Source organism: Rhodococcus sp. WB9, assembly GCF_007558985.1.
Lineage (GTDB): Bacteria > Actinomycetota > Actinomycetes > Mycobacteriales > Mycobacteriaceae > Rhodococcus_F > Rhodococcus_F opacus.
Genome location: NZ_CP041769.1, coordinates 5,899,252 through 5,923,021 on the forward strand (window position 1 = coordinate 5,899,252; position 23,770 = coordinate 5,923,021).

The following is a 23,770-nucleotide window of genomic DNA, read 5'->3' on the forward strand; positions in this document are numbered from 1 at the left end:
CTCGCTTACAGCCAGTGCGGTGGCTGTTTCAGATCCCCTTCGATTCCTACGCCGACGGTGCCGCGTCCGGCGGCCCACCGCACGACCGCGGCGAGGGGCCCGGACACCTTGTCCGCCGGCGATGAATCCGGCTGCACGGCAACCGGTTCACCTCCGTCGACCGCGAGTATCAGACCGGCGCCGAGGTCCTTGCGCTGCCACATCCCGACGATGTCGGTGAGCAGCGACTCGAGGACCACGTCGGGGAAGTCGCCGAACCGGCCGCCGTTGCCGAGGTCGACCGCGTGGATCCACACCTCCCGGGTGCGCATCCACGCCGTCTCCGACACCGGCACCAGCCGGCCCTGCGCGGTGCGGACCTGCGCCTCCCACGCCGAGGCCGGCAGCTTGCGCCACTTCTCGTCGAGCCGGGCGACGGTGTGGTCGAACAGGTTCCGCAGCGCCGCCGCCGACAGGGTGGCGCCCTCGGCGATCTCCCGGCCCCGCTGCTCCGGCGACGCATACATCGGGGTCTGCACCCCGGTGGCGGCCCAGTCCAGCAGCCGGCACAACGCGGCCGCGTTGTAACCGACGTGCGCCACCAGATGTCGACGCGACCACCCCGACAGGAGGGTCTCCCCGTCGAGGTCGGAATCGGACACCTCGGCGAGGCGTTGCGCGAAGTAGGCGGTGCCGCGGCGGGCGATCAGCAGCCGCTCGGACACATCGAGATCGTGGAAACCCACCGGGTGCACCCCTATTTGACGATCGTCGTGTTGCGGACGGTGCCCAGGCCCTCGATGGTGACCTCGACGGTCTGCCCGTCCTGAATGTAGAGACCGGGCTTGCGGGCGTGCCCGACCCCGCCGGGGGTGCCGGTGATCACCACGTCCCCGGGCTGCAACGTCACGATGTGCGAGATGTACTCCACCAGCCTGGCCGGGGTGAACACCAGATCGTCGGTGGTGGTGGTCTGCACCACCTGCCCCTCCAGGGTGGTGACCAGGGTGCCGCCGAACGTGTAGGAGTCGGTGGTCGTCAGGAACGGCCCGAAGCCGCTGGTCTTCTCGAACGTCTTGCCCTGATCCCACTGCAGCGTCCGGTACTGGTAGTCGCGCATCGTGTAATCGTTCATCACCGAATACCCGGCGATGTAGGACTCGGCGTCGGCCTCGGGCACCTGGTACGCCTGCCGGCCGACGACGAACGCCAACTCCCCCTCCCAGTCCAGCTGGGCGGCGGCATACGCCGGGACGATCACGTCGTCGTACGGGCCGGTCAACGCTTCCTTGAACTTCGCGAACAGGGTCGGATACTGCGGCAGATCGCGGCCCATCTCCTGGATGTGGTTGGCGTAGTTGAGGCCGACGCAGATGATCTTCCCCGGGTGCGGGACCACCGGGGCGTAGTCGGCGCCGTCGAGGTCGACGGTGGCACCGGACGCGTTGTCCGCGATCGACCTCCAGTCCGGGTCGGTCAGCAGGGCGGACAGGTCCGGGTACCCGTCGATGATCGTGCCGGTGGTGTCGGAATCGACGCGGACGGCGACAGTGGCACCGCCGCGGCGCAGGGTGGCAAGCTTCATGGGATTGTCAGGCTCCTTCGGAGATGAATGTGCGGGCAAAGTGCAGGCGCTCGACGATGGGGGCGTCGGAGAACGCGAACAGGTCGAACTCGGTGTCGGCCTCGATCGACCACTCCGTCCAGGACGGGACGACGATCATGTCGCCCGTGGCCACGGTGCGGGCCTGGCCGCCGAGGACGAACCGCCCCGTCCCGTCGAACACCTGGTAGACGGTCGACCCGACGTCGCGGCGGGGCCGGGTGCGGGCGCCCGCGCGGAGGCGGTGGAACTCGGCGCGGATCGTGGGCATCACGTCGCCGCCGGTGGTCGGGTTGGTGTAGCGGACCGCGGCGTGACCGGGTTCGGTGGTCGCCGCAAACCCCTCGTCCTCGAGTGCCAGTTGCTCGCGCAGTGCGGCGTCGGTGTGCTCCCACCGGTACGCCGCGATCGGCGAGGACGTTTTCGCGTCCAACCCGACCAGCGGTCGCAGCCCCGGATGCGCCCACAACCGCTCCGACCGGGACACGTCCGGGGTGGAGTCGTCGGTGACGTTCTCGGACCCGAATTCGAAGAACCCGGTGTCGGTGTAGTGCACGAACGGGATGTCGAGGCCGTCGATCCAGGCCATCGGCTGATCGGTTTCGTTGTGGTGGCCGTGGAAATGCCAGCCCGGGGTCAGCAGGAAGTCGCCGCGCCGCATCGCGACCGGGTCCCCGTTGACGACCGTCCACACCCCCTGCCCCTCGACGACGAACCGGAACGCGTTCTGCGCGTGCCGGTGCTCGGGCGCCACCTCCTTCGGGCCCAGATACTGGATCGCCGCCCATAACGTCGGCGTCACATACGGCACCCCACCCAGGCCGGGGTTCGCCAGGGCGATCGCCCGGCGTTCCCCGCCCCGGCCGACCGGCACCAGATCCCCGGCCCGCTGCGCCAACGGATACAACGTCGACCACTTCCACACGAACGGCACCGCCCGCGACGTCGGCGTCATCGGCATCAGATCACCGAGCTGGGTCCACAACGGTTTCAGGTGTTCGCTCTCGAAGTCCCGGTACAACTGGGCGAGTGGAGCGTCGTCGTCGAGGTGCGGTTCGGTAGCGGTCATGGCATCGACGCTAGGAGGGTCGGCGTCCCGGCCGATACAGAATTCTTCTGTGCAGAATTGCTGTCAGGGTTCGAGGTCGGCGATGTCCACTTCGAGCTCGCGGATCGCGTTCTTGATCTGCGACACCAGCGGTCCCTGTGAGTGCTGTCGGAAGCGGGTGATCGGCACGGCCACCGTCAGCGCCCCGACGGCCGTGCGGGCCCGGTTCCGGATCGCGACACCGAACGCCGCGACCCCTTCCTCGGTCTGCTGCACGTTGACGGCGAATCCGACTGCGCGGGCGGCGGACAGTTCGCGCCGGAACCGCTCGAAGTCGTCGGGTGACAGACGGCGGTCACCCCACTCGCGTTCGTCGTCGGCCAGATCCGCGGGCCTCAGGTACAGCTGTTCGAGCGTCTCCCTCGGCAGTTCTGCCAGCAGAATGCGCCCGCCCGCAGTCAATTCCGCGTCGAGCACCTGCCCCTGACGGTCGCCCACGCGCAACATCCCGGTCGACTCGGCGGACGACAGGAAGCGCGCCTGGGTGCCGACGCGGATCACGAGGTTGACGGTCTCGCCGCACAGGATCGCGAGGGCTTCCATGTGGGGCCGGCAGAGGTCGGTGAATTCACGGGTCCACCCGCGCTGTGCGGGGCCGGCGCCCATCGCCGACCCGGGGTGGTACATGCGTTTCTCGTCCTGAACGGCGAACCCCCGGTACACCAGCATTGCCAGCAGCCGGTGCGCGGTGGACGGCGCGATGCCGAGTTCCTCCGCAGCATCCTTGAGCCGCAGCCCGCCGACGTCGCGCAGCATTTGCAGGAGGCGCAACGCGTTGTCGACGGACTCCAACATGTACGTCGGCTTTTCGATCGTTCGCTTCTTCTGCACAGCAGAACTTTATTGCACGTGGGCTGTGCGCCGCATCACCCTCGATTCATGCCCCTCACAGCCACCACCGCGGCGCCACCGGTGAACCGGGTCGGACTGGACCGCACCGCCATGATCGCCGTCGTCGTCTGCTGGCTGTTCGTAGTCTTCGACGGCTACGACCTCATCGTCTACGGCAACGTCATCCCCAGCCTGCAGAAGGAATGGGGCATCAGCGCCGCGACCGCGGGCACGCTCGGCAGCCTCGCATTCCTCGGGATGATGATCGGCGCCGTGCTCGCGGGACGCCTCTCCGACGTGGTGGGACGCAAACGCGCGGTGATCGGATGCGCGATCGTCCTGTCCGTGTTCACCGCGCTGTGTGCGCTGGCGACCGGACCGGTCATGTTCGGCGCATTGCGTCTGATCGCCGGACTCGGCTTGGGCGGCCTCGTGCCGACCTCCAATGCACTTGCCGCAGAGCTGATCCCCGCGAAGTGGCGCGCCGCGGTGGCCACGATGATGATGTCCGGTGTTCCCATCGGCGGTTCGATCGCGGCACTGATCGGCATCCCCGTCATCCCGAACTGGGGTTGGCAGCCGATGTTCGTCTTCGCGCTCGTCCCGCTGATCCTGCTGGTGCCGATCGCGTGGAAGACGCTGCCCGATCACACCGCCGCGGTAACGTCGACGCTGCCCGATCACACCGCCGCGGTAACGTCGACGGAGGTGCGGCCGGCAACCGGCTTCAGCGCACTGCTCGGTACCCGGTGCCGGTCTGTCAGCATCATGTTCGCGCTCGCCACCGTGGTCACCCTGCTCGCCTGGTACGGCCTCGGCACGTGGCTGCCCAAACTCATGCAGGGCGAGGGAACCGATCTCGGCAGCACGCTCACGTTCGCGCTCGCACTCAACCTCGGCGCCGTGGCGGGCTCGTTCGTCACCGCGTGGGGCGGCGTCCGGTTCGGCACGATCCCCACGAGCATCGTCGCCGCACTCCTCGCGGGTCTCGCGTTGCTGACGTTGCTCACCGGCCCACCGGTGGCGCTGATCTATGTGATCTTCGTGCTCGCCGGCGTCGGGACACACGGAACTCAGTGCCTCATCATCGCGGCGGTCGCGTCCTACTACCCCGATTACCTCCGGGGCACCGCCCTCGGCTGGGCGCTGGGTGTCGGCCGTATCGGTGCCGTCGCCGCACCGCAGATCGGTGGCTGGCTCCTGGCCGCCGGACTCGGCGCGGATTCCAATTTCATCCTCTTCGGTGTCAGCGCCCTCGTCGCCGCACTGCTGCTCACCGTGATCTGGCGCCGCTTCCCCTCCCCCACGTGAGTGCCGCCGCGTGCCCCGGCACGCATTGCCACTCACATGCCCCGAACGCTCGAAACGAAGGAACTGTCATGTCGAATCTGCAGGACGCACGCATCATCATCGCCGGAGGCGGGATCGGTGGCGCGGCCAACGCCCTGGCTCTCGCCCGGAAGGGCGCGAACGTCACGTTGTTCGAACGTGCCTCCGAGTTCGGTGAGGTCGGCGCCGGACTGCAGGTCGGACCGCACGGCGCCCGCATCCTCGACTCCTGGGGCGTGCTCGACGACGTTCTCTCCCGGGCCTTCCTGCCGAAGAACATCGTGTTCCGCGACGCGATCACCGCGGAGGTGCTCACCACGATCGACCTCGGCGCCGACTTCCGCGCCCGCTACGGCGGACCGTACTTCGTCACCCACCGCAGTGACCTGCACGCGACCCTCGTCGACGCCGCGCGGGCTGCGGGCGCCGAACTGCACACGGGCGTCACCGTCACCGACGTGATCACCGACGGTGACAAGGTGACCGTCGGCACCGACGACGGCTGCAGGCACGAAGCGGACATCGCGCTCGGCATGGACGGCCTCAAATCCCGGCTGCGGGAGAAGATCTCGGACGACGAACCCGTGTCCTCCGGCTACGCCGCCTACCGGGGCACCACCCCGTACCAGGACGTCGCACTCGACGAGGACATCGAGGATGTGGTCGGGTACATCGGACCGCGGTGCCACTTCATCCAGTACCCGCTGCGCGGCGGCGAAATGCTCAACCAGGTCGCGGTGTTCGAATCGCCCGGTTTCAAGAACGGAATCGAGAACTGGGGTGGACCCGAGGAGCTCGAACAGGCCTACGCGTACTGCCACGAGAACGTCCGCCGCGGGATCGACTACCTGTGGAAGGACCGGTGGTGGCCGATGTACGACCGCGAGCCGATCGAGAACTGGGTGGACGGGCGGATGATCCTGCTCGGCGACGCAGCGCACCCGCCACTGCAGTACCTGGCCTCGGGAGCCGTGATGGCGATCGAGGACGCCAAGTGCCTCGCCGACTATGCCGCCGAAGACTTCTCCGCAGGCGGAAACTCCGCGTGGCCGCAGATCCTGAAGGAGGTCAACACCGAACGCGCACCGCGCTGCAACCGCATCCTCACCACCGGACGCATGTGGGGCGAGCTGTGGCACCTCGACGGCACCGCCCGCATCGCGCGCAACGAACTGTTCCGCACCCGCGACACGTCGAGCTACAAGTACACCGACTGGCTGTGGAGGTATTCGTCCGATCGCGCGTCATAACCGCTTCCCTGCCGGAATGGTTCGGCAGACTGGGAGCGTGACCCTCAACCTGGTGCAGACCCGTGTGTGGCGCGACGGCGAGTGCGTCGGCAAGGATTTCCCGCTTGCCGACGTGTCCGAACAGGTGAAGGACGAGAATGCGCTCGTGTGGGTCGACCTGTGCGACCCCGACCACGAGTGCCTGACCGAGCTTGCGGCCGAGTGGTCGCTCGATCCGAACGCCATCGAGGATGCCGTCGCCCGCGGTGAGCGGCCGAAGGCGACGCGCTATGCGGGCCATGCGTTCGTGACCGCGTACGCCACCTGGTTCGAGACCGACGACGTCAGCACTCTCGGCGTCCTCGATTCCCGGCTTCGGCTCAGCCGCGTCTCCGCGTTCGTGGTGTCGAACGGGATCATCACGGTGCGGCGGGACGATCGATTCGACATGTCGCAGGTGGTGGAGCGCTGGGAGGAGGACCCCACACTGCTCACACCGGGTTCCGGCGCACTCGCGCTCCTGCACGGACTGCTCGACGCCATCGTGGACGGGCAGTTCGAGACGATCGAGACGATCGACGACGCGATCGAAGCGCTCGAGGAGGGCTTGTTCGACGAGTCCGCGCGGACCCGGGAGATTCAGCAGCGCACGTACCGGCTGCGGAAGGAACTGGTGCAACTGCGTCGCGTCGTGCTGCCGATGCGTGAGGTGGTGGGCGCCGTCATGCGCGGGCGCGCCGAATCAGGACGCGACAAGTCGCCGGTTCTCGACAGCTTGTACACCGATCTCTACGACCACGTGACGCGCGCCGCGGAGTGGACGGAGTCGTTGCGCGACATGGTGGTGACCGTCTTCGAGACGAATCTGTCGCTCCAGGATGCCCGGCTCAACACCGTCATGAAGAAGCTCACCGGTTGGGCGGCCATCATCGCGGTTCCCACCGCGGTGACCGGGTGGTTCGGTCAGAACGTCTTGTTTCCCGGAGTCGGGCAACTGTCGGGAATGATCGCCAGCACCATCGTGATCGTGACGTCGGCCACCCTGCTCTACATCCTGTTCCGCCGACGCGACTGGCTGTAGTCGGGACGGACACGCCCTCAGGGCGCCGTCTTCGCTCCTGGCGACCCGGTCTCGCCCGCGGGAACGGCGGCGGCCTCGCTCATCAGGCGGGTGATCTCGGCACGGTCGGCGTCACCGGGCAACCCCCAGCCGGTCCGGTAACCGTAGAGGTCGGCGAGCGTGATCGAATGCCGGTTGCCGTCCGCGACCTCGACGTCCGACGCGGTGATCAGGCCCGGGTGCGCGACACCACACGCCTCGGCCACCTTGAATACGTCCCGGCGCAACGCCCGCAGGTAGTTCGCGGCCCGGACCGATTTGATGCCGGCGTCGAGTCCGTGTGCGAGCCAGGGGTTTTGCGTCGCAACACCCGTCGGGCACCGATCGGTGTGGCACTTCTGCGCCTGGATGCACCCGACCGCGAGCATCGGCTCACGCGCCACATTGATCAAGTCGCATCCGAGCGACATCGCCGCCACGGCATTGTCGGGCAGGCCCAGCTTGCCCGAGCCTATGAACGTGATGCCGTCGGTCAGACCGGCTTCCGCGAACTTGGCGTACACGCGCGCGAAGCCGCTACGGAACGGCAGTGAGACCGCGTCGGTGAACACCAGCGGTGCCGCGCCGGTACCGCCCTCACCCCCGTCGATGGTCACGAAGTCGACACCCCGCCCGGAGTTGCTCATCGCGTCGACCAGCAGGTCCCAGAACGTCGGGTCGCCGACCGCGGACTTGATCCCGACCGGCAGCCCCGTCTCGGCGGCGAGGAGCTCCACCCAGTCGAGCATGCTGTCGACGTCACGGAAGGCCGTGTGCCGGGACGGGCTGATGCAGTCACGGCCCTCCGGTACGCCTCTGATCTCGGCGATCTCCGGTGTCACCTTCGCCCCGGGCAGGAGACCCCCGAGGCCCGGTTTCGCGCCCTGGCTGAGTTTGATCTCGATGGCCCGCACCGGCGCCGACTCGACCAGCGCCCGGAGCCGCGCCAGGTCGAACCGGCCGTCCTCGTCGCGGCAGCCGAAATACGCGGTCCCGATCTGGAAGATCAGGTCTGCGCCGTTCCGGTGGTATCGGGAGATTCCACCCTCGCCGGTGTTGTGCAGGCAATCGGTGGCAGCGGCACCACGGTTGAGAGCGACCACGGCCGCGGACGACAGCGCCCCGAAACTCATCCCCGAGATGTTCACGATGGAGCGCGGGCGGAATGCATGCGTCCGGCCGCGGGCGGCACCGAGCACCTTCGCCGACGGAATCGCGAGATGTTCGTCGGCATGCGGCATCGCCGAGGGAGGAATCTCCGAGAACGTCCGGTGCTTGATGATGGTGTAGCCGTCGGTGAACTCGATGTCGTTGTCCGTACCGAACCCGAACGTGTCGGTCACCCGCTTCGACGACGCGTACACCCAGCGACGCTGGTCCCGGGTGAAGGGACGTTCCTCGTCGTTGCCGGTCGTAATGTACTGCCGGAGTTCCGGGCCGAGCGACTCGAGCAGATAACGTCCGTGCCCGACCACGGGAAAATTCCGGAGCAGCGCGTGGCGTCGCTGAACAAGGTCGTACGACGCGATCGCAGCCGCGGCGGCAGCCGGAATTGCCAGGACGTTCCACCGCTTCATGAATTCACCGTACGCGCGCGCCGCCACTCGGATCGGCTCCTCGCGCCAATTTCACCCCGGCACGGACCCCGGAGTCGGAGCCTCCTGCGACACCGAAAGCAGCACCCGCAAGTTGTCGGTGACCACCCGAGCGGAAATGGTCGGATCGATGGCGCGCTGAATACCCAGTCCGACACCGAGGCTGAGGATGCTGCCGGCCGCATCCTCCGCGGGCACCGGCAGGACGACCCCGAGTGAGTCGGTGAACGACTTCAGCAGTGTCACCGTGATCTCCCGCGCGACCCCGAGGGTGGCGGTGAGTGCGTCGCGGAGTTCGGGATCGTGGCGGGACAACACGATCAGCTCGAACTCGAGCATGGTCCATCCGACGTCGCCGAGCGTCTTCTCCGCCCAGGACTGGAACGCCTCGAGTCGCTCCTCCATCGTGTCGCCACCGCCGAGCGCCTCGGCGATCTCCTGCCCCTTGGTGGCGTGGATGAGCCCGAGCACCTCGAGGCACAGTTCCTTCTTGTTCTTGAAGTTGGAGTACACCGCCCCCTTGGAATAGCCGGCCTCGTCGGCCACCTTCTCGAGCGACGTGGCCGCGTACCCGTCAGCCAGGAAGAGGTCGCGTGCAGTCGCGACGAGATGCGCCCGCGTGCGCGCCTGACTCTCCGACCTGGTCAATCGCGCCATGCTCACCCTTTCTTCGAAGCCCCTGCGAGAATATTCCAATTTTCATATACCGCCGGTATCTGGTTTCTGCTAGGTTCTAGATATGACTTCGAGTGACATACAACTCAGCCGCGGACTGGTGATCGGTTGCGGCGGCACGCTCGGCGCGGCCTGGACCGTGGCGGCCCTGGTCGCCGTGAGCGACGCGCTGGGCTGGGACCCACGCGACGCCGACGTACTCGTGGGCACGTCCGCCGGCGCCGAACTCGTCACCATGCTGGGTGGCGGGGCGGGCGTCGACGAACTGCTCGCGATGCAGCTCGGTGGGCCCACCCATCCGGCGCTCGACGGACACCTCGCCGCCGCACCGGGACGGTTCCCGCCACTCCCCGGGCCGGGCCTCGGTTCGCCAGGGCTGTTGCGCCGCGGGCTGCCACCCGTGACCGCCGCGAGCGGACTGCTCCCCCGCGGCCGCGGCGACGCGGCCTGGCTCGACCGGCTCGCACAACGGTTCGCCTGCGACTCCGGCTGGGTGCGCCACCCGGCGACGTGGCTGGTGAGCATGGACTACGACACGGGAGAGCGCGTCGCGTTCGGCTCACCCGGTGCACCGGCCGCGACCCTGTCCGAGGCGCTGCGGGCGTCGTGGGCGATTCCCGGCTGGTATCCCCCGGTCCCGATCGGCGGCCGCCGGTTCGTCGACGGCGGCGCGGCGTCCACGGCGTCCGCCGACCTGGTGCTGCCCCTCGAACTCGACGAGGTGGTCGTGCTGGCACCGATGGCGTCGACCGGCCGCATCGCCGGCCGCGGGGCGGCCCGGATCGAACGCCTGATGCTGCGGAACTGGATGAGTTCCGGGCTGGACGCCGAGATCGCGAAGCTGGAGGCGGCCGGCACCCGGGTGATACGCCTCGACGCGACCGCCGAGGACCTCGCGGTCATGGGTCCGAACTTCATGGACGGCCGGCGCCGGCTCGCCACACTCGAACATTCCCTCGTCACCATCCGCACTCAGCTCGCGAACGGAGTACGCGCATGAAGCATTACGACATTCTGATCGTCGGTGCCGGGATCTCCGGTATCGGAGCCGCAATTCGTCTGAAGCAGAGCGGAATCGACAACTTCGCCATCCTCGAGAAGGGGGACGCGCTGGGCGGGACCTGGCGCGACAACACCTACCCGGGCTGCGCGTGCGACGTCCCCTCGGCCCTGTACTCCTACTCGTTCGCACCCAACCGGGAGTGGTCGCGGTTGTTCGCCGGACAGGAGGAGATCCGCGGGTACATCGAGCGCACCGCCGCCGAACACGGGGTGCCCGCACACGTGAAGTTCGGCACCGAGATGCAGCGTGCCCAGTGGAGCGAACAGAGCAGGCGGTGGACGGTGGACACGTCCGCGGGCACGTTCACCGCACACGCTGTCATCGCCGCCGCCGGACCGTGGAACGAACCGCTCGTTCCCACCATCCCCGGCCTCGACACCTTCACCGGCGAGGTGTTCCATTCCTCCCGCTGGAATCACACCTACGACCTCACCGGCAAACGCGTGGCCGTCGTCGGAACCGGTGCGTCCGCAGTGCAATTCGTCCCGGCGATCCAGCCGCAGGTCGAATCGCTGCATCTCTACCAGCGCACCGCGCAGTGGGTGCTACCGAAACCGGATCACACCCTGCCCGGCGTCGAGCGCGCGATCATGCGCCGGGTACCGGGTGCGATCCGCGCGCTGCGACGCGTCGAGTACGCGATCATGGAATCGCTCGGACTCGGTTTCCGGCACCCGTGGATCCTGCGGGTGATCCAGCAGGTCGGCAAGGCACAACTCCGCGCGCAGGTGCGGGATCCGAAGCTGCGCACGGCGTTGACCCCCGACTACACGCTCGGGTGCAAGCGACTGCTGCTGTCCAACACCTACTACCCCGCACTCACCCGCCCGAATGTCGAGGTGCATGCCAACGCCGTGGAGTCGGTGCGCGGAAACGTCGTCATCGGCAGCGACGGCGCAGAACGGGAAGTGGACGCCATCATCTTCGGCACCGGCTTCCACATTCTCGACATGCCGATCGGTGCCACGGTGTTCGACGGCGACGGTCGCAGCCTCGACGATCACTGGAAGGGCAGCCCGCAGGCCTACCTCGGCACCACCGTCGCGGGTTTTCCCAACGCCTTCGTCCTCCTCGGGCCCGCGCTGGGCACCGGCCACACGTCGGCGTTCATGATCCTCGAGGCGCAACTTGACTACCTGATCCAGGCCGTCACCACTGCCCGGAGCAACGGGTGGACCAGGATGGAACCGCGCCGGGAAGTGCAGGACGCGTTCAACGCCCAGGTCCAGGAAGCCCTGGCCACCACCGTGTACAACGCCGGTGGCTGCCAGAGCTACTTCCTCGACGTCAACGGCCGCAACAGCTTCAACTGGCCGTGGTCGACCGACCGCATGCGGCAGCGACTCGGCCGGTTCGACGAGGCGGCGTATGACGTGTCGTGTGAGCCGGCGTCGGCTACAGCGACTTCGCGATGATTCCCTTCATCACCTCGTTGGCGCCCGCGTAGATCTTCTGGACGCGGGCGTCCTCGTACATCCGGGCGATCAGGTACTCGCGCATGTACCCGTAACCGCCGTGCAACTGCACGCACCGGTCGATCACCGCGCACTGCTGCTCGGTGAGCCAGTACTTGACCATCGCCGCCTCGGACGGGTCCAGTTCCCCACGAAGGTGCGCCTCGATGCAGTGGTCCAGGAACACCGCACACGTGCGGGCGATGGTCTGGCACTCGGCGAGCTCGAACGCCGTGTTCTGGAACTCGAACAGACTGTGCCCGAACGCCTGCCGCGACTTCGTGTACGCAACGGTGTCCTCCACCGCACGCGTCATCGCACCGGACGCCTGCGCGCCGATGATCAACCGCTCCTGCACCAACTGCGCCATCAGCTGCCCGAAACCCTGCCCCTCCTCGCCGAGCAGATTCGACACCGGCACCCGCACGTCGGTGAACGACAACTCCGACGTGTCGGCCCCGTGCTGACCGACCTTGTCCAGCACCCGCCCGACAGCGAACCCCGGGCAGTCCCGCAGATCCACGATCAGCAGCGCCACCCCCTTGGCGCCTGCCTTCGGGTCGGTCGTGACCGCCAGCACGATCATGTCGGCCGACGCACCGTTGGTGATGAACGTCTTCGACCCGTTGACGATGTACTCGTCACCGTCCCGGATGGCGGTGGTCTTGATCGCCTTGAGATCCGAGCCGGCACCGGGCTCGGTCATGCCGATGGCGCCGAGAATCTCCCCGGTCGCCATCGCCGGCAGCCAGGTCTTCTTCTGCTCCTCGGTGCCGTACTCGAGGAGGTAGTGCGCCACGATGCCCGAATGCACCGAGATGCCGAGCGCGAGGTCGCCGGCATAGCCCTGGGCCTCGAACACGGCGAGATCGTGCGCGAACGTGCCCCCACCGCCGCCGTACTCCTCCGGGATCGAGCAGCACAGCAACCCCAGCTTGCCGGCCGCGAGCCACACCGCACGGTCGATGCGATGCTGGGCGTCCCACTTCTCGTTGTGCGCGACTACCTCACGTTCGAAGAACCCGACCGCGAGCTCGGACAGGGCCTTCACCTCGTCGTCGAGCCACGACGGGATGTGCTTCTTCATCGCCCGCCCTGTTTCTAGACGCGCCGGAAGAGTGCCGCGAGGGCCTGGCCGCCGCCGATGCACATGGTGACGATGCCCAGTTCGAGGTCGCGGCGCACGAGGTCCTTCGCGAGGCGCAGGCTCAGGATCGCGCCGGTCGCCCCGACCGGGTGACCCAGCGCGATCGCACCGCCGTACGGGTTGGTCTTCTCCGGGTTCAGCTTCGCGTCCCGGATCACCGCGACCGCCTGCGACGCGAACGCCTCGTTCAGCTCGATCACGTCGATGTCGCCGGGGGTGGTGCCGGTCTGCTCGAACAGGTTCGCCAGCGCCAGCACCGGGGCGTATCCCATCAGGCCCGGGTCCATCGCCGCGGTCGCGACGGCTTCCAACGTGACCAGCCCGGTCAGGCCCTTCTCCTGCGCGGCGGACTGCGTCGCCAGCACCAGGGCCGCGGCGCCGTCGTTGATACCGGACGCGTTGCCCGCGGTCACCGAGCCGCCTTCCTCGAAAGCCGGCCGCAGCTTCGCCAGGGTCTCGAGGGTGGTGTCGGGCTTGGGGTGCTCGTCGACGTCGATCGTCTTCGGGCGGCGGCCCCCGATCTCGACCGGGGTGATCTCCTCGGCGAACGCGGCCTTCGCGGCCTCGGAGGCGGCACGGCGCTGGGATTCGACGGCGAACTCGTCCTGCTGCTGCCGACTGACGCCGTACTTGCGGGCGACGGCCTCGGCGGTGCGGCCCATGTGCACGCCACCGAACGGGTCGGTCAGAATCGCGACCGTGCCGTCGACGAGCGTGCGGTCGCCGAGTTTGTAGCCGGAGCGGGCGGAGAAGTCGTAGAACGGCATCCGCGACATGCTTTCGTCGCCGCCGGCGAGGGCGAAGTCCACCCCACCCCAGCGCATCTGCTGCGCCGCCGACCACACGGCCTGCAGACCGGACCCGCACAGCCGGTTGACGGTGTACGCGGGGGTCTTCTCGGGAAGTCCGGCGGCGAGGGCGACGCGGCGGGCGTTGTAGGCGTCCGGTCCGACCTGACCGATGCAGCCCATCACCACCTCGTCGATGTCCTCACCCGGCACCCCGGCACGCCCCAGTGCGGCCTTCGCGGCGGTGGCACCCAGTTCGTGGGCGGGCACGTCCTTGAACGCACCACCGAAGCTGCCGATCGGGGTCCTCGCGCCGTCGACTACCACGATCGGTTCAGGAGAATTCATGACGTGTCCTTCCGTCTCTCTACCAGTATGGAGAGATAGTAGGACTTCAAAGTACCCAGCGGTTCACGCAGGGCCTCCGGCACCTCGTCGGGTCAGGTTCCGCGGATCAGATCGGCGCACTTCTCGGCCATCGTCATGACCGTGATATTGGGATTGACGTAGGGCAGTTTCGGCATCGCGGACGCGTCGACCACCCGCAGATCGCGGACGCCCTTCACCCGCAGTTCCGGATCGAGGACGGCCATCGGGTCGGTGGCCGCACCCATCCTGGCGGTCCCGGCGGGGTGGTACACCGTGTTGTGCGTCCGGTGCGCGTAGTCGATCAGTTCGTCGTCGGTGACCGCCTCCGGCCCGGGAGCCAGTTCCCTCGTGATCCAGCCGCGGAGAGGTTCCTGCTCGGCGATGCGACGTGCCAGCCGGATTCCGGCGAGCATCACCGCCTCGTCGTGGCCGTCGGGGTCGGTGAAATACCGGGGATCCACTCGCGGACGATCCCGGAAGTCGCGGGACCGCAGCCGCACCGTTCCGCGAGAGAGTCCCTGCGTGACGTTCGGGGTGAGACAGAAGCCGTTGTCCGTGGTCGGGTATCCCCACCGGAGTGTGTTCATGTCGAACGGCACGCTGCCGTAGTGCATCATCAGGTCCGGATGGTTCAACCCCTCCTCGGTGGTGGCGAACAGACCGATCTCCCACCACTGGGTGGACGTCTCGACCATCGGCCGGGACGCCTCCCAGAACACCAGCCCCTCGACGTGATCGTCGAGGTTCTGCCCGACCCCGGGGGCGTCGACCCGAACCCGCACACCCATCTCGCGCAGGTGCACCGTCGGCCCGATACCCGAGAGCATCAACAGTTTCGGTGTGTCGATGGCCCCGGCGGTGACGATCACCTCGCGGCGCGCGGACACGGTGTCGTATCCGGTGAGATCGGGGCGCTGGTACCGCACGCCGGTCGCCGCCATCGCATCGTCGATGACGATCTCGCTGACCCAGCAGTCGGTGCGCACGTCGAGGTTGGGGCGGGACCCGAGAATCGGATGCAGGTAGGCGTGCGACGTCGACATCCGGGTGCCGTCCTCGGACGCGTTGATCTGGAACCACCCCGCCCCGTCGAGCACCGTCGAGCCCCGGTTGAACTGCACGGTGGGCAACCCGACCTTCGCCGCAGCCTCGAGCAGGGCCACGCCGCACGGGTCCTGCGGCGGGACGTCACGCAACCGCACCGGACCGCTGCGGCCGTGCTGCTCGCCGGGGGCGTCGTTGTTCTCCACCCGCGCCACGAGCGGCAGCACGTCCGTCGCGCCCCAGCCGGTGGCGCCCGCCGCCGCCCAGTCGTCGAGTGTCTCGGCGGGCGGCCAGAACGCGATGCACGAATTGTGGGAGGAGCATCCGCCGAGCACCTTGGCGCGGGCGTGCCGCATGAAACTGTTGCCCTTCTCCTGCGGCTCCACCGGATAGTCCCAGTCGTAGCCGGAGTCCAGCAGATGCATCCACTGCGACAGCTCGAGGACGTTGCGGTCACCGACGTCGGAGGGCCCGGCCTCTACGAGGCAGACGGTCACCGAGGGGTCCTCGCTGAGCCGCGCGGCGAGCACACATCCGGCCGTTCCGCCGCCGGCGATCACGTAGTCGAACACGGTGTCCGTCATGGCAGTTCACTCTCCGCCTCGTCCTTCGACGATGCCGCGTGCGACGCGAGACAGCCGATGTGGTTGCGGCCCTTCACCGCATACCAGAGAAGGCCCAGCCCGAGGATGAGGCCGATGTAGACGAACGCACCCCACGTGTTGTACCAGGGAGTGCCGTACACCTCGGGGCGCGGCCACGCCAGATTGAGCGCCATCCCCACTCCCCACAGCACGGCGAAGATGTTCACCGGAAGCCCCCACCGGCCCATCGTGAAGTAACCGCTCTCGGCGAGTTCCTTCGGCGGCCACTGCCCTTGCAGACGTTTCTTCAGCAGCGGACCGGTGACCATGAGGTACGCCAGGTAGATCATGATGATCGCGATAGACGTCAGCACCGTGAAGATCTGCGGCTGGCCGATGTTGATGACGAGGATGAACGCGGCGAGCACACCGATCACGATGGCCGGGACCACGGGCGTCTGGTGCCTCGGGTTGACGTGAGCCAGCCGCTCACCGAACGGCAGCGCGTTGTCGCGGGCCATCGCGAACGTGAGCCGGATGGCCGCGGCGTGCACCGCGAGCGAACACACCGTGACCGCGACGACGATGCAGACCAGGAAGATCTTGCCGAGCGGTCCCCACATCACCTGCTCGACGATGTACTGCAGGCCGCCCTCGCTGCTGCCGATGAGCGGATCCTCGAGGTCGGGGGCTGCCATGACGGCGAATACCAGAATCGCCCCGCCGATGACGAACGATGCGAGGATCGCCCGCAGGATGGCCTTGGGAGCCGTCCGCCGTGGGTCGACGGTTTCCTCGCCGAGCGAACTCGCGGTGTCGAATCCGTACATCACATACCCGGACGCGAGTGACGCCACGAGGAACACCGTCAGATATCCACCGCTCTCCCCGGCGCCGTACCCGTGGGTGGAGAAGAACACGTCCGGACCGCGAGTGATGTTGGCGGCGAGGATGATCGCGATGAGGACGGCCGCGATCAGTTCGACGAACACACCCGTGCTGTTGATGAGAGCCATCAGCTTGACGCCGAACGCGTTGACCGCCGTGGTGAACGCGATCATGATGGTGCCGAGAATGACTGCGTTGGTGGCGAAGTCGTACTCACCGCTGCCGTCACCGATGATCTGGAACCCGCTCCACAGCCTCGGCAGGTTGAGTTGCAGAGCGAGCACGACGGCGGAGAGGGTCACGATCGACGCGGTGAGCATCAGCCAGCCCGACGACCATCCCACGATCCTGCTGCCGAGCAGCTTGGCCCAGTTGTAGACCGAGCCGGCGACGGGGTACTTGGCGGCGAGCTCCATGAAACACAGGGCGACGGCCATCTGCCCGACGAACACCATCGGCCAGGACCACAGATATGCCGGTCCGGCGGTGCCGAACCCGAAGTAGAACAACTGGAACGTGCCGGTGAGAATCGAGATGTAGCTGACTCCCGCCGCGAAACTGGCGAATTTGCCGAGGCTGCGGTCCAATTCCTGTTTGTACCCCAATTCGCCGAGTCCACTGCCCTCCGGCGCACCTCCGTCACCCACTGCTCCGTGCCGAGTAGCCATGGTTCTCTCGCCTCTCCGTGCGCCGGCCTAGCCGTTGTCGAACCACCCCGCCGCCGTGGGCGAGGTGTTGTGCCAGATGTGTTTCGTCTCCTGGTATTCCGCCAGACCGGTGGGGCCGAGTTCGCGCCCGTTACCCGACATCTTGAAGCCGCCCCACTCGGCGGCGGCGGTGTAGTAGCCGAAGTCGTTGAGCCACACCGTGCCGTGGCGCAGACCTCGCACCATCCGCTCGCCCCGCGCACTGTCGGCGGTCCGTACGCCCGCGGCGAGGCCGTACTCGGTGTCGTTGCCGAGTCGTAGCGCCTCCGCTTCCGTGGTGAAGCGCTCGACGGTGAGGATCGGTCCGAACGTCTCCTCCTGCACGAGGCGCATGGTGCGGTCGCAGTGGTCGAAGATGGTGGGCAGGTAGTAGCTCCCGTCCGCCAACGCGGGTTCGGAGGGCCGGGTTCCCCCGGTCACCAATCGGGCGCCCTCGGAGAGGCCGAGCGCCACGTACCGTTCGACCTTCTCCCGGTGGGCCTCGGATACCAGTGGGCCGGTTCGGCTCGCGGGATCGAGACCGTTGCCCATCCGGATCTTCTCCGCCCGTGCGGCGAGCGCGGCGACGAACCGGTCGGCGATGGACTCCTCGATGATCAGGCGGGTTCCCGCCGAGCACACCTGACCGGAATGCAGGAACACCCCCGTGAGTACCTGGTCCACCGAATCGTCTCCGTCCGCGTCGGCGAAGACGATGTGCGGATTCTTGCCACCGAGTTCCACCGCCACCTTGGTGACGTTCTTCGCTGCGGTCTCGAGGATGACGCGTCCGGTGGCCAGCCCGCCGGTGAACGAGATGAAGTCGACGTCGGGGGTGCCCGTGAGTGCGGCGCCCAGGACGGCGCCGCTGCCCTGCACGAGGTTCACCACCCCTGCGGGGACACCTGCTTCGGCGATCAGCGCCGTGAACGCGATGGTGCTGAGCGGGGTCACCTCGCTCGGTTTGAGGACCATGGTGCACCCGGCGGCCAGCGCGGGCGCCACCTTCCACGAGATCTGCAGCAGCGGGTAGTTCCACGGTGCGATGAGCACGCACACCCCGATCGGCTCGCGAACCACCCGGCTGACCACCTCGGGGCGCCCGACATCGACCAGATTGTCGGCTTCGACCGCGGCGAGTTGCGCGTAGTACCGGAACACCGACACCACGTCGTCGATGTCGATCCTGCTCTCCTCCAGAGTCTTTCCGGTGTCGAGCGTCTCGATGCGCGCCAGGGTCTCCTTGTCTCGCTCGAGGAGATCGGCGATCCTCGCGACCAACGCCGTGCGCTCGGCGACGGGTGTGCGGGGCCAGGTTCCCTCGTCGAACGCCGCGCGGGCCGCGGCGACTGCGCGAGTTGCGTCCTCCGGGGAGGCCTCGTCGACGGTGGCGACCACCGATCCGTCGGCCGGATTGATGCAGTCCCGGGTCTCACCGGAGCTGGAGCGGATCCATTGCCCGTCGACGAACAGGCCCGTGTTCAAGAAGTCATCGATCGACTGGTCCCGCATCACTCAACTCCGTGTCTCGCCGGAACGAACGCACCCGCTTTACGGTAGGCCGTCGGAGTCGCGGTGGGCGGGAATCGCGCACACATGTCCGATTCGCGACGGTATCCGTCACCGAGAAGACTGTGTCCGGTAGCCGGACGCGCGTGCGCCTAGCGGCTGCGATAGCGTCGTCAGGCGAACTCTTCGCACATTCCCGGACAGGACACACCTAGAAACGGAGCACCCGTGGTCGCGATCGGCAACTCGGATCTGGACATCTTTCCCCTGGCCCTCGGTGGTAACACCTTCGGCTGGACCAGTGACGAACCGACGTCGTTCGAGATCCTCGACGCCTTCGCCGCAGGCGGCGCCAACTTCGTCGACACGGCGGACTCGTACTCCGCGTTCGCCGAGGGCAACTCCGGCGGCGAGTCCGAGACCGTCCTCGGCAACTGGATGGCGTCCCGCGGCAACCGCGACCACATGGTGATCGCCACCAAGGTCAGCCAGCACCCGGAGTTCAAGGGCTTGGCCCCCGCCAACGTCCGCGCGGCGGCGGAGGCATCCCTGAAGCGGCTGCAGACCGACCACATCGACATGTACTACGCCCACTTCGACGACACCGACACTCCCCTCGTCGACACACTCGGCGCCTTCGACGAGCTGGTCCGCGACGGACTCGTCCGCCACGTCGCCATCTCCAACTACTCGCCCGAGCGCATCCGCGAGTGGCTGTCGCTGACGGCCGAGAACGGCTTCGCGGCCCCGATCGCGCTGCAGCCGCACTACAACCTGGTGCACCGCCACGACTACGAGCCCGAGGTGGCCGCGATCGCCACCGAGAACGGCCTGGGCGTCTTCCCGTACTACTCGCTCGCCGCGGGCTTCCTCGCGGGCAAGTACCGCACCCAGGCCGACCTGGACGGTCAGCCGCGCCAGCGGATGGCGACCCGCTACTTCTCCGAGTCCGGTCTCGCCGTCGTCGAGGCCCTGGCCGAGATCGCCGACACGCACTCGGCGGAAATCTCGACCATCGCGCTCGCGTGGCTCCTCACCCGGCCCGGCATCACCGCGCCGATCGCGAGCGCGAGCCGCCTCGAACAACTTCCCGCGCTGCTCGACGCCCCGACCGTGACCCTGACCGCATCCGAGATCAGCGGGCTCACGACTCTCTCGGACGCGATCGGCGCCTGACCTCAGCTCAGCAGCTTGCCCCGGAGCCGGTCGACAGTCGCCGCGCTCAGACCGAGCCCCTCGGTGAGATAGCGGTCGACCGTGCCGTACTGCTCGGTGAGCCGGCCGAGCCCGGCCTCCAGGTAGCTCCGGTCGACCCCCAGTAGCGGCTGGTAGATCTGCGCCACCGCCTCGCCGCGGCTGGCGGCGATCTGGTCGTACGTGACCTTCATCGACGCGGCGGTGTACTCGTTGGTGAGCAGATAGTCGTCGAAGATGGTGTCCTGCGGGACGCCCGCGATGGAGAGCAGCAGCGCGGACGCCCAGCCGGTGCGGTCCTTGCCCGCCGTGCAGTGGAAGACCTGCGGTCCGTCGGTGTCGGCCAATGACGTCAGGAGTTGCGCGAACCCGGCCCGGGTCGCCGCGTCGTCGACGAAGCTGCGGTTCATCTGCTGCATGAACGCGACGGCGTCGGCGGGCGACTTCAATTGCGCGACTGCGGCACCCAGGTCTCCCGACAGGATGGGGATGCCGAGGTAGCGCGCCCCGGCCGGGAGCCGGTCGGGCTTCGCCGCCACCTCTTCAACCGTCCGGACGTCGTACACCGCCGTCAGTCCGAGCCCGGTGAGGAGGGCGAGATCCTGATCGTTCGGAACCAGAGCGTTCGAACGGTAGAACAGTCCCCTCGTGACGTGTCCTCCGCGGGTGGTGGCGTACCCCCGGCCCGTTCCCCCGACGTCGCGGAAGTTGTCGACCGACGCCAGTCGCGGTGTCTCGACGACCGGGCCCGCGCTCCCGAGGTCGGACGAACCGAATCCCGGGAGGCTGATTCCGGGCAGCGACAGCGGGTCCGCCGACGCGAGCGCAGGCGTGCCGAAACCCGCGAACAGGACGCTGCCGGTGATCAGCACCGCGGCGGTGGAGGTGACGCGTCGAGACATAGGGGAAGCCTTTCGATGGGCTGTCGGGGAGATCCGCTCGTCCGGCATGTCCGGAGTATCAGCGGGTAACCCACATCACAGTGGTCGGATGTTTCCCGTGGCTACGAGTTGTTCCGATCACCGGGAGAACCCGTTTCCCGACGGCGGCGCCCACAGCAGACTCGGGCCGTCGGCAGCCGACGTGCCCGACGAACGTGACTCTTTGACGACGAGGATGTGAGCTGAGATGACCGAGACCGCACAGCAACTGGCGGGAAAGGTGGTGATCGTGACCGGGGCGGCGCGGGGGCTCGGGGCGGCGTTCGCGCAGCGCATCGTCGACGAGGGCGGCAGCGTCGTGGTCGGCGACGTTCTCGACGACGACGGCCGCGCGACCGTCGACCAGCTGGGCGACCGGGCGCGGTACAGCCACCTCGACGTCACGGACCCGCAGCAGTGGCAGGCCACGGTCGACGTGGCGACGAGCGAATTCGGACGCGTCGACGGCCTCGTCAACAACGCCGGCATCTCCACCGGCCAATACATCGAGCACGAACCGCTCGAACACTTCCGGACGGTCCTCGACATCAACCTGACCGGTGTGTTCATCGGCCTGCAGGCCGTGATCGCCCCGATGCGCGCCGCCGGCGGCGGATCGATCGTCAACATCTCGTCGGCCGCCGGTCTGATGGGACTCGCGCTGACCGCCGGTTACGGCGCGTCCAAGTGGGGCGTGCGCGGGCTCACGAAGATCGCCGCCGTGGAACTGGGCACCGACCGGATCCGCGTCAATTCCGTCCACCCCGGGATGACGTATACCCCGATGACCGCGGGCCTCGGAATCCAGCAGGGCGAGGGCAATTACCCGAACACTCCCATGGCCCGGGTCGGCGTGCCCGAGGAGATCGCCGGTGCCGTCGGGTTCCTGCTGTCGGATGCGTCCACGTACGTCACCGGAGCGGAACTGGCCGTCGACGGCGGATGGACCGCCGGGCCGACCGTCAAATACGTCATGGGCCAATGAGATCGAATTCGCAAGCCACACGAGGAGCACACACGATGAATCGATTCGACAACCGGCGGATCCTGGTGACCGGAGCCGCGTCGGGGATCGGACAGGCCACCGCCCTCCGCCTGCTCGAGGAAGGCGGCACCGTCGTGGCAGCCGACGTCTCCGAGGACGGCCTCGCGCGGACGGCGGAACTGGCCGACACGGCAGGCACGGCGGGACGCCTCAGCGTCGCCGCAATCGACATCGGCGACGAGAAGTCCGTCACCGACGGCGTGAGCCGCAGTGTCGAGAAGCTCGGCGGACTGGACGTACTCGTGAACGCCGCGGGCATCCTCCGCGCCTCGCACACCCACGGGACGTCGCTGGACCTGTGGAATCAGGTGATCGGGATCAACCTCACCGGCACGTTCCTCATGGTCCGCGAATGCCTGCCCGCGCTGCTGCGCAACGAACGCAGCGTGGTCGTGAACTTCAGTTCCACGTCCGCCGCGTTCGCGCACCCCTACATGGCCGCGTACGCCGCGAGCAAGGGCGGCATCCAGTCGTTCACCCATGCGCTGGCCCTCGAATACGGCAAGCAGGGTCTGCGCGCCGTCGGTGTCGCCCCCGGCAGCATCAAGACCGGCATCACCGACGCCACATCCGGATACGTTCCGTCCGATGCCGATTGGAGCCTGTTCGCCAAGCTCTCACCCATCCTGCCCACGACCCTGGAATCGGGCGGCGCGGCCATGGGTGGACCCGAGCAGGTCGCCGGAGTCGTCGCCATGCTCGCCTCCGACGACGGCGCGTTCGTCACCGGAACCGAGATCCGCATCGACGGCGGAACCCACGCCTGACCGGTTGAACCCTTGCGCGTGCGACGGCGGCACGTAGGTTGGACACATGAGCCTGCCCACCCCTGCCGCCGACCGCACCGCGCTCGTCACCGGAGCGTCGTCGGGGATCGGCGCGGCCCTCAGCCGTGAACTCAGCCGCCGCGGTCACCAGGTGGTGCTCGTCGCCCGCCGAGCCGAGAAGTTGGAGGAGCTGGCCACCGAGCTACGAGCCGCAGGTGGTCGGGCGCATGTGCTGGGCGCCGATCTCTCCGACCGCTCGGCCCGCGCGACGTTGCTCGACCGGGTCGACGAGCTCGGGCTCACCCTCGACATCCTCGTCAACAATGCCGGCCTGTCCACGCTCGGCCCGGTGGCCGCGTCCGACCCGGCCGCCGAGATGAACATGATCGAGGTCGACGTCATGGCTGTCGCCGACCTCTGCAGCCGCGCCCTGCCCGGCATGGTGCAACGACGCCGGGGAGCGGTCCTCAACGTCGCCTCCACGGCCGCGTTCCAGCCGCTGCCCGGACAGGCTGCCTACGCCGCCGGAAAGGCATTCGTCCTGTCCTACACCGAGAGCCTCACCGGCGAACTGAAGGGCACCGGTGTCACCGCGACCGCCCTCTGTCCCGGGCCCGTGGACACCGGTTTCGGTGAGACAGCCGGCTTCGCGAAGGAAGACGCCGAAGCCGCACTGCCCAGCTTCATGTGGGAAAGCCCAGAATCCGTGGCCAGGGCCGGAATCGACGGCCTCGACAAGGGGCACATGATCGCCATCCCCGGCCTCGCGAACCGGGCGGCGTCCGTGTTCGCCCACCTCGCGCCGAACAAGCTCCTCGTCCCCGTCCTGGCCAGCCGTCATCCCGGTTTGCGGACGTAGAAACT

At 68.0% G+C, this 23,770-nt stretch carries 21 protein-coding genes; 9 read left to right on the top strand and 12 right to left on the bottom strand.

The window, feature by feature from the left end:
* Positions 1–5: 5 nt before the first annotated feature.
* From FND50_RS27480 to FND50_RS27495, 4 genes are all read right to left on the bottom strand, one after another.
* Positions 6–725: a maleylpyruvate isomerase family mycothiol-dependent enzyme gene (locus FND50_RS27480; RefSeq protein ID WP_144287807.1), complete on the bottom strand. Its 720-nt coding sequence runs from the start codon at positions 723–725 to the stop codon at positions 6–8.
* Positions 726–736: 11 nt separating this feature from the next.
* Positions 737–1,564, bottom strand: a complete 828-nt coding sequence (locus FND50_RS27485) for a fumarylacetoacetate hydrolase family protein (protein WP_087559642.1) — start codon at positions 1,562–1,564, stop codon at positions 737–739.
* Between the two features lie 7 nt (positions 1,565–1,571).
* Positions 1,572–2,651: a cupin domain-containing protein gene (locus FND50_RS27490; RefSeq protein WP_144287808.1), complete on the bottom strand. Its 1,080-nt coding sequence runs from the start codon at positions 2,649–2,651 to the stop codon at positions 1,572–1,574.
* 63 nt (positions 2,652–2,714) lie between these two features.
* Positions 2,715–3,521 (bottom strand): IclR family transcriptional regulator, encoded by an 807-nt coding sequence (locus FND50_RS27495; RefSeq protein ID WP_005253927.1) that lies wholly within the window; start codon positions 3,519–3,521, stop codon positions 2,715–2,717.
* 48 nt (positions 3,522–3,569) lie between these two features.
* Between FND50_RS27495 and FND50_RS27500 the strand changes: the two genes are divergently transcribed.
* From FND50_RS27500 to FND50_RS27510, 3 genes are all read left to right on the top strand, one after another.
* Positions 3,570–4,832 (top strand): aromatic acid/H+ symport family MFS transporter, encoded by a 1,263-nt coding sequence (locus FND50_RS27500; RefSeq protein ID WP_144287809.1) that lies wholly within the window; start codon positions 3,570–3,572, stop codon positions 4,830–4,832.
* Between the two features lie 68 nt (positions 4,833–4,900).
* Positions 4,901–6,100, top strand: a complete 1,200-nt coding sequence (locus FND50_RS27505; protein ID WP_144287810.1) for an FAD-dependent monooxygenase — start codon at positions 4,901–4,903, stop codon at positions 6,098–6,100.
* Positions 6,101–6,137: 37 nt separating this feature from the next.
* The gene (locus FND50_RS27510) at positions 6,138–7,160 is read left to right on the top strand and encodes a magnesium transporter CorA family protein (protein ID WP_144287811.1); all 1,023 of its coding nucleotides are present in this window, start codon (positions 6,138–6,140) and stop codon (positions 7,158–7,160) included.
* Between the two features lie 17 nt (positions 7,161–7,177).
* Here the strand turns inward: FND50_RS27510 and FND50_RS27515 are convergent, their stop codons facing one another.
* Both FND50_RS27515 and FND50_RS27520 read right to left on the bottom strand, forming a co-directional pair.
* Positions 7,178–8,755: an FMN-binding glutamate synthase family protein gene (locus FND50_RS27515; RefSeq protein ID WP_206032162.1), complete on the bottom strand. Its 1,578-nt coding sequence runs from the start codon at positions 8,753–8,755 to the stop codon at positions 7,178–7,180.
* A 51-nt stretch (positions 8,756–8,806) separates the two neighbouring features.
* A complete protein-coding gene (locus FND50_RS27520) occupies positions 8,807–9,430 on the bottom strand; it encodes a TetR/AcrR family transcriptional regulator (protein WP_005253918.1) in 624 nt (207 codons plus the stop codon).
* An 82-nt stretch (positions 9,431–9,512) separates the two neighbouring features.
* On the opposite strand from FND50_RS27520, the gene FND50_RS27525 reads away from it, so the two are divergent.
* Positions 9,513–10,448 carry a patatin-like phospholipase family protein gene (locus tag FND50_RS27525; RefSeq protein WP_144287812.1) on the top strand — a complete coding sequence of 312 codons (936 nt, stop codon included), beginning with the start codon at positions 9,513–9,515 and terminating at the stop codon, positions 10,446–10,448.
* Positions 10,445–11,926: an NAD(P)/FAD-dependent oxidoreductase gene (locus FND50_RS27530; RefSeq protein ID WP_144287813.1), complete on the top strand. Its 1,482-nt coding sequence runs from the start codon at positions 10,445–10,447 to the stop codon at positions 11,924–11,926. Before FND50_RS27525 ends, FND50_RS27530 begins: the two co-directional genes overlap by 4 nt.
* Here FND50_RS27530 and FND50_RS27535 read toward each other — a convergent pair.
* The 5 genes from FND50_RS27535 to FND50_RS27555 form a co-directional block, all read right to left on the bottom strand.
* Positions 11,907–13,052: an acyl-CoA dehydrogenase family protein gene (locus tag FND50_RS27535; protein WP_144287814.1), complete on the bottom strand. Its 1,146-nt coding sequence runs from the start codon at positions 13,050–13,052 to the stop codon at positions 11,907–11,909. The two genes, FND50_RS27530 and FND50_RS27535, sit on opposite strands and share 20 nt — an antisense overlap.
* Positions 13,053–13,066: 14 nt before the next feature.
* On the bottom strand, positions 13,067–14,248 hold the full coding sequence (locus FND50_RS27540) for a thiolase family protein (RefSeq protein ID WP_007300355.1): 1,182 nt from the start codon (positions 14,246–14,248) through the stop codon (positions 13,067–13,069).
* 92 nt (positions 14,249–14,340) lie between these two features.
* Positions 14,341–15,897, bottom strand: a complete 1,557-nt coding sequence (locus FND50_RS27545) for a GMC family oxidoreductase (protein WP_144287815.1) — start codon at positions 15,895–15,897, stop codon at positions 14,341–14,343.
* Positions 15,894–17,453, bottom strand: a complete 1,560-nt coding sequence (locus FND50_RS27550) for an APC family permease (protein ID WP_144287816.1) — start codon at positions 17,451–17,453, stop codon at positions 15,894–15,896. Before FND50_RS27550 ends, FND50_RS27545 begins: the two co-directional genes overlap by 4 nt.
* A gap of 27 nt (positions 17,454–17,480) precedes the next feature.
* A complete protein-coding gene (locus FND50_RS27555; RefSeq protein WP_144287817.1) occupies positions 17,481–18,983 on the bottom strand; it encodes an aldehyde dehydrogenase family protein in 1,503 nt (500 codons plus the stop codon).
* Between the two features lie 225 nt (positions 18,984–19,208).
* Between FND50_RS27555 and FND50_RS27560 the strand changes: the two genes are divergently transcribed.
* A complete protein-coding gene (locus tag FND50_RS27560; protein ID WP_144287818.1) occupies positions 19,209–20,156 on the top strand; it encodes an aldo/keto reductase in 948 nt (315 codons plus the stop codon).
* A 2-nt stretch (positions 20,157–20,158) separates the two neighbouring features.
* On the opposite strand, the gene FND50_RS27565 is transcribed toward FND50_RS27560, so the two are convergent.
* Positions 20,159–21,076, bottom strand: coding sequence for a tyrosine-protein phosphatase (locus tag FND50_RS27565; protein WP_144287819.1), 918 nt, complete (start codon positions 21,074–21,076; stop codon positions 20,159–20,161).
* Positions 21,077–21,302: 226 nt separating this feature from the next.
* Between FND50_RS27565 and FND50_RS27570 the strand changes: the two genes are divergently transcribed.
* From FND50_RS27570 to FND50_RS27580, 3 genes are read left to right on the top strand one after another with little or no spacing between them, the layout of a single operon-like run.
* Positions 21,303–22,079, top strand: coding sequence for an SDR family oxidoreductase (locus FND50_RS27570; RefSeq protein ID WP_144287820.1), 777 nt, complete (start codon positions 21,303–21,305; stop codon positions 22,077–22,079).
* Between the two features lie 35 nt (positions 22,080–22,114).
* Positions 22,115–22,906, top strand: a complete 792-nt coding sequence (locus tag FND50_RS27575) for an SDR family NAD(P)-dependent oxidoreductase (protein WP_144287821.1) — start codon at positions 22,115–22,117, stop codon at positions 22,904–22,906.
* A 46-nt stretch (positions 22,907–22,952) separates the two neighbouring features.
* A complete protein-coding gene (locus FND50_RS27580) occupies positions 22,953–23,765 on the top strand; it encodes an SDR family oxidoreductase (protein WP_144287822.1) in 813 nt (270 codons plus the stop codon).
* Positions 23,766–23,770 lie beyond the last annotated feature (5 nt).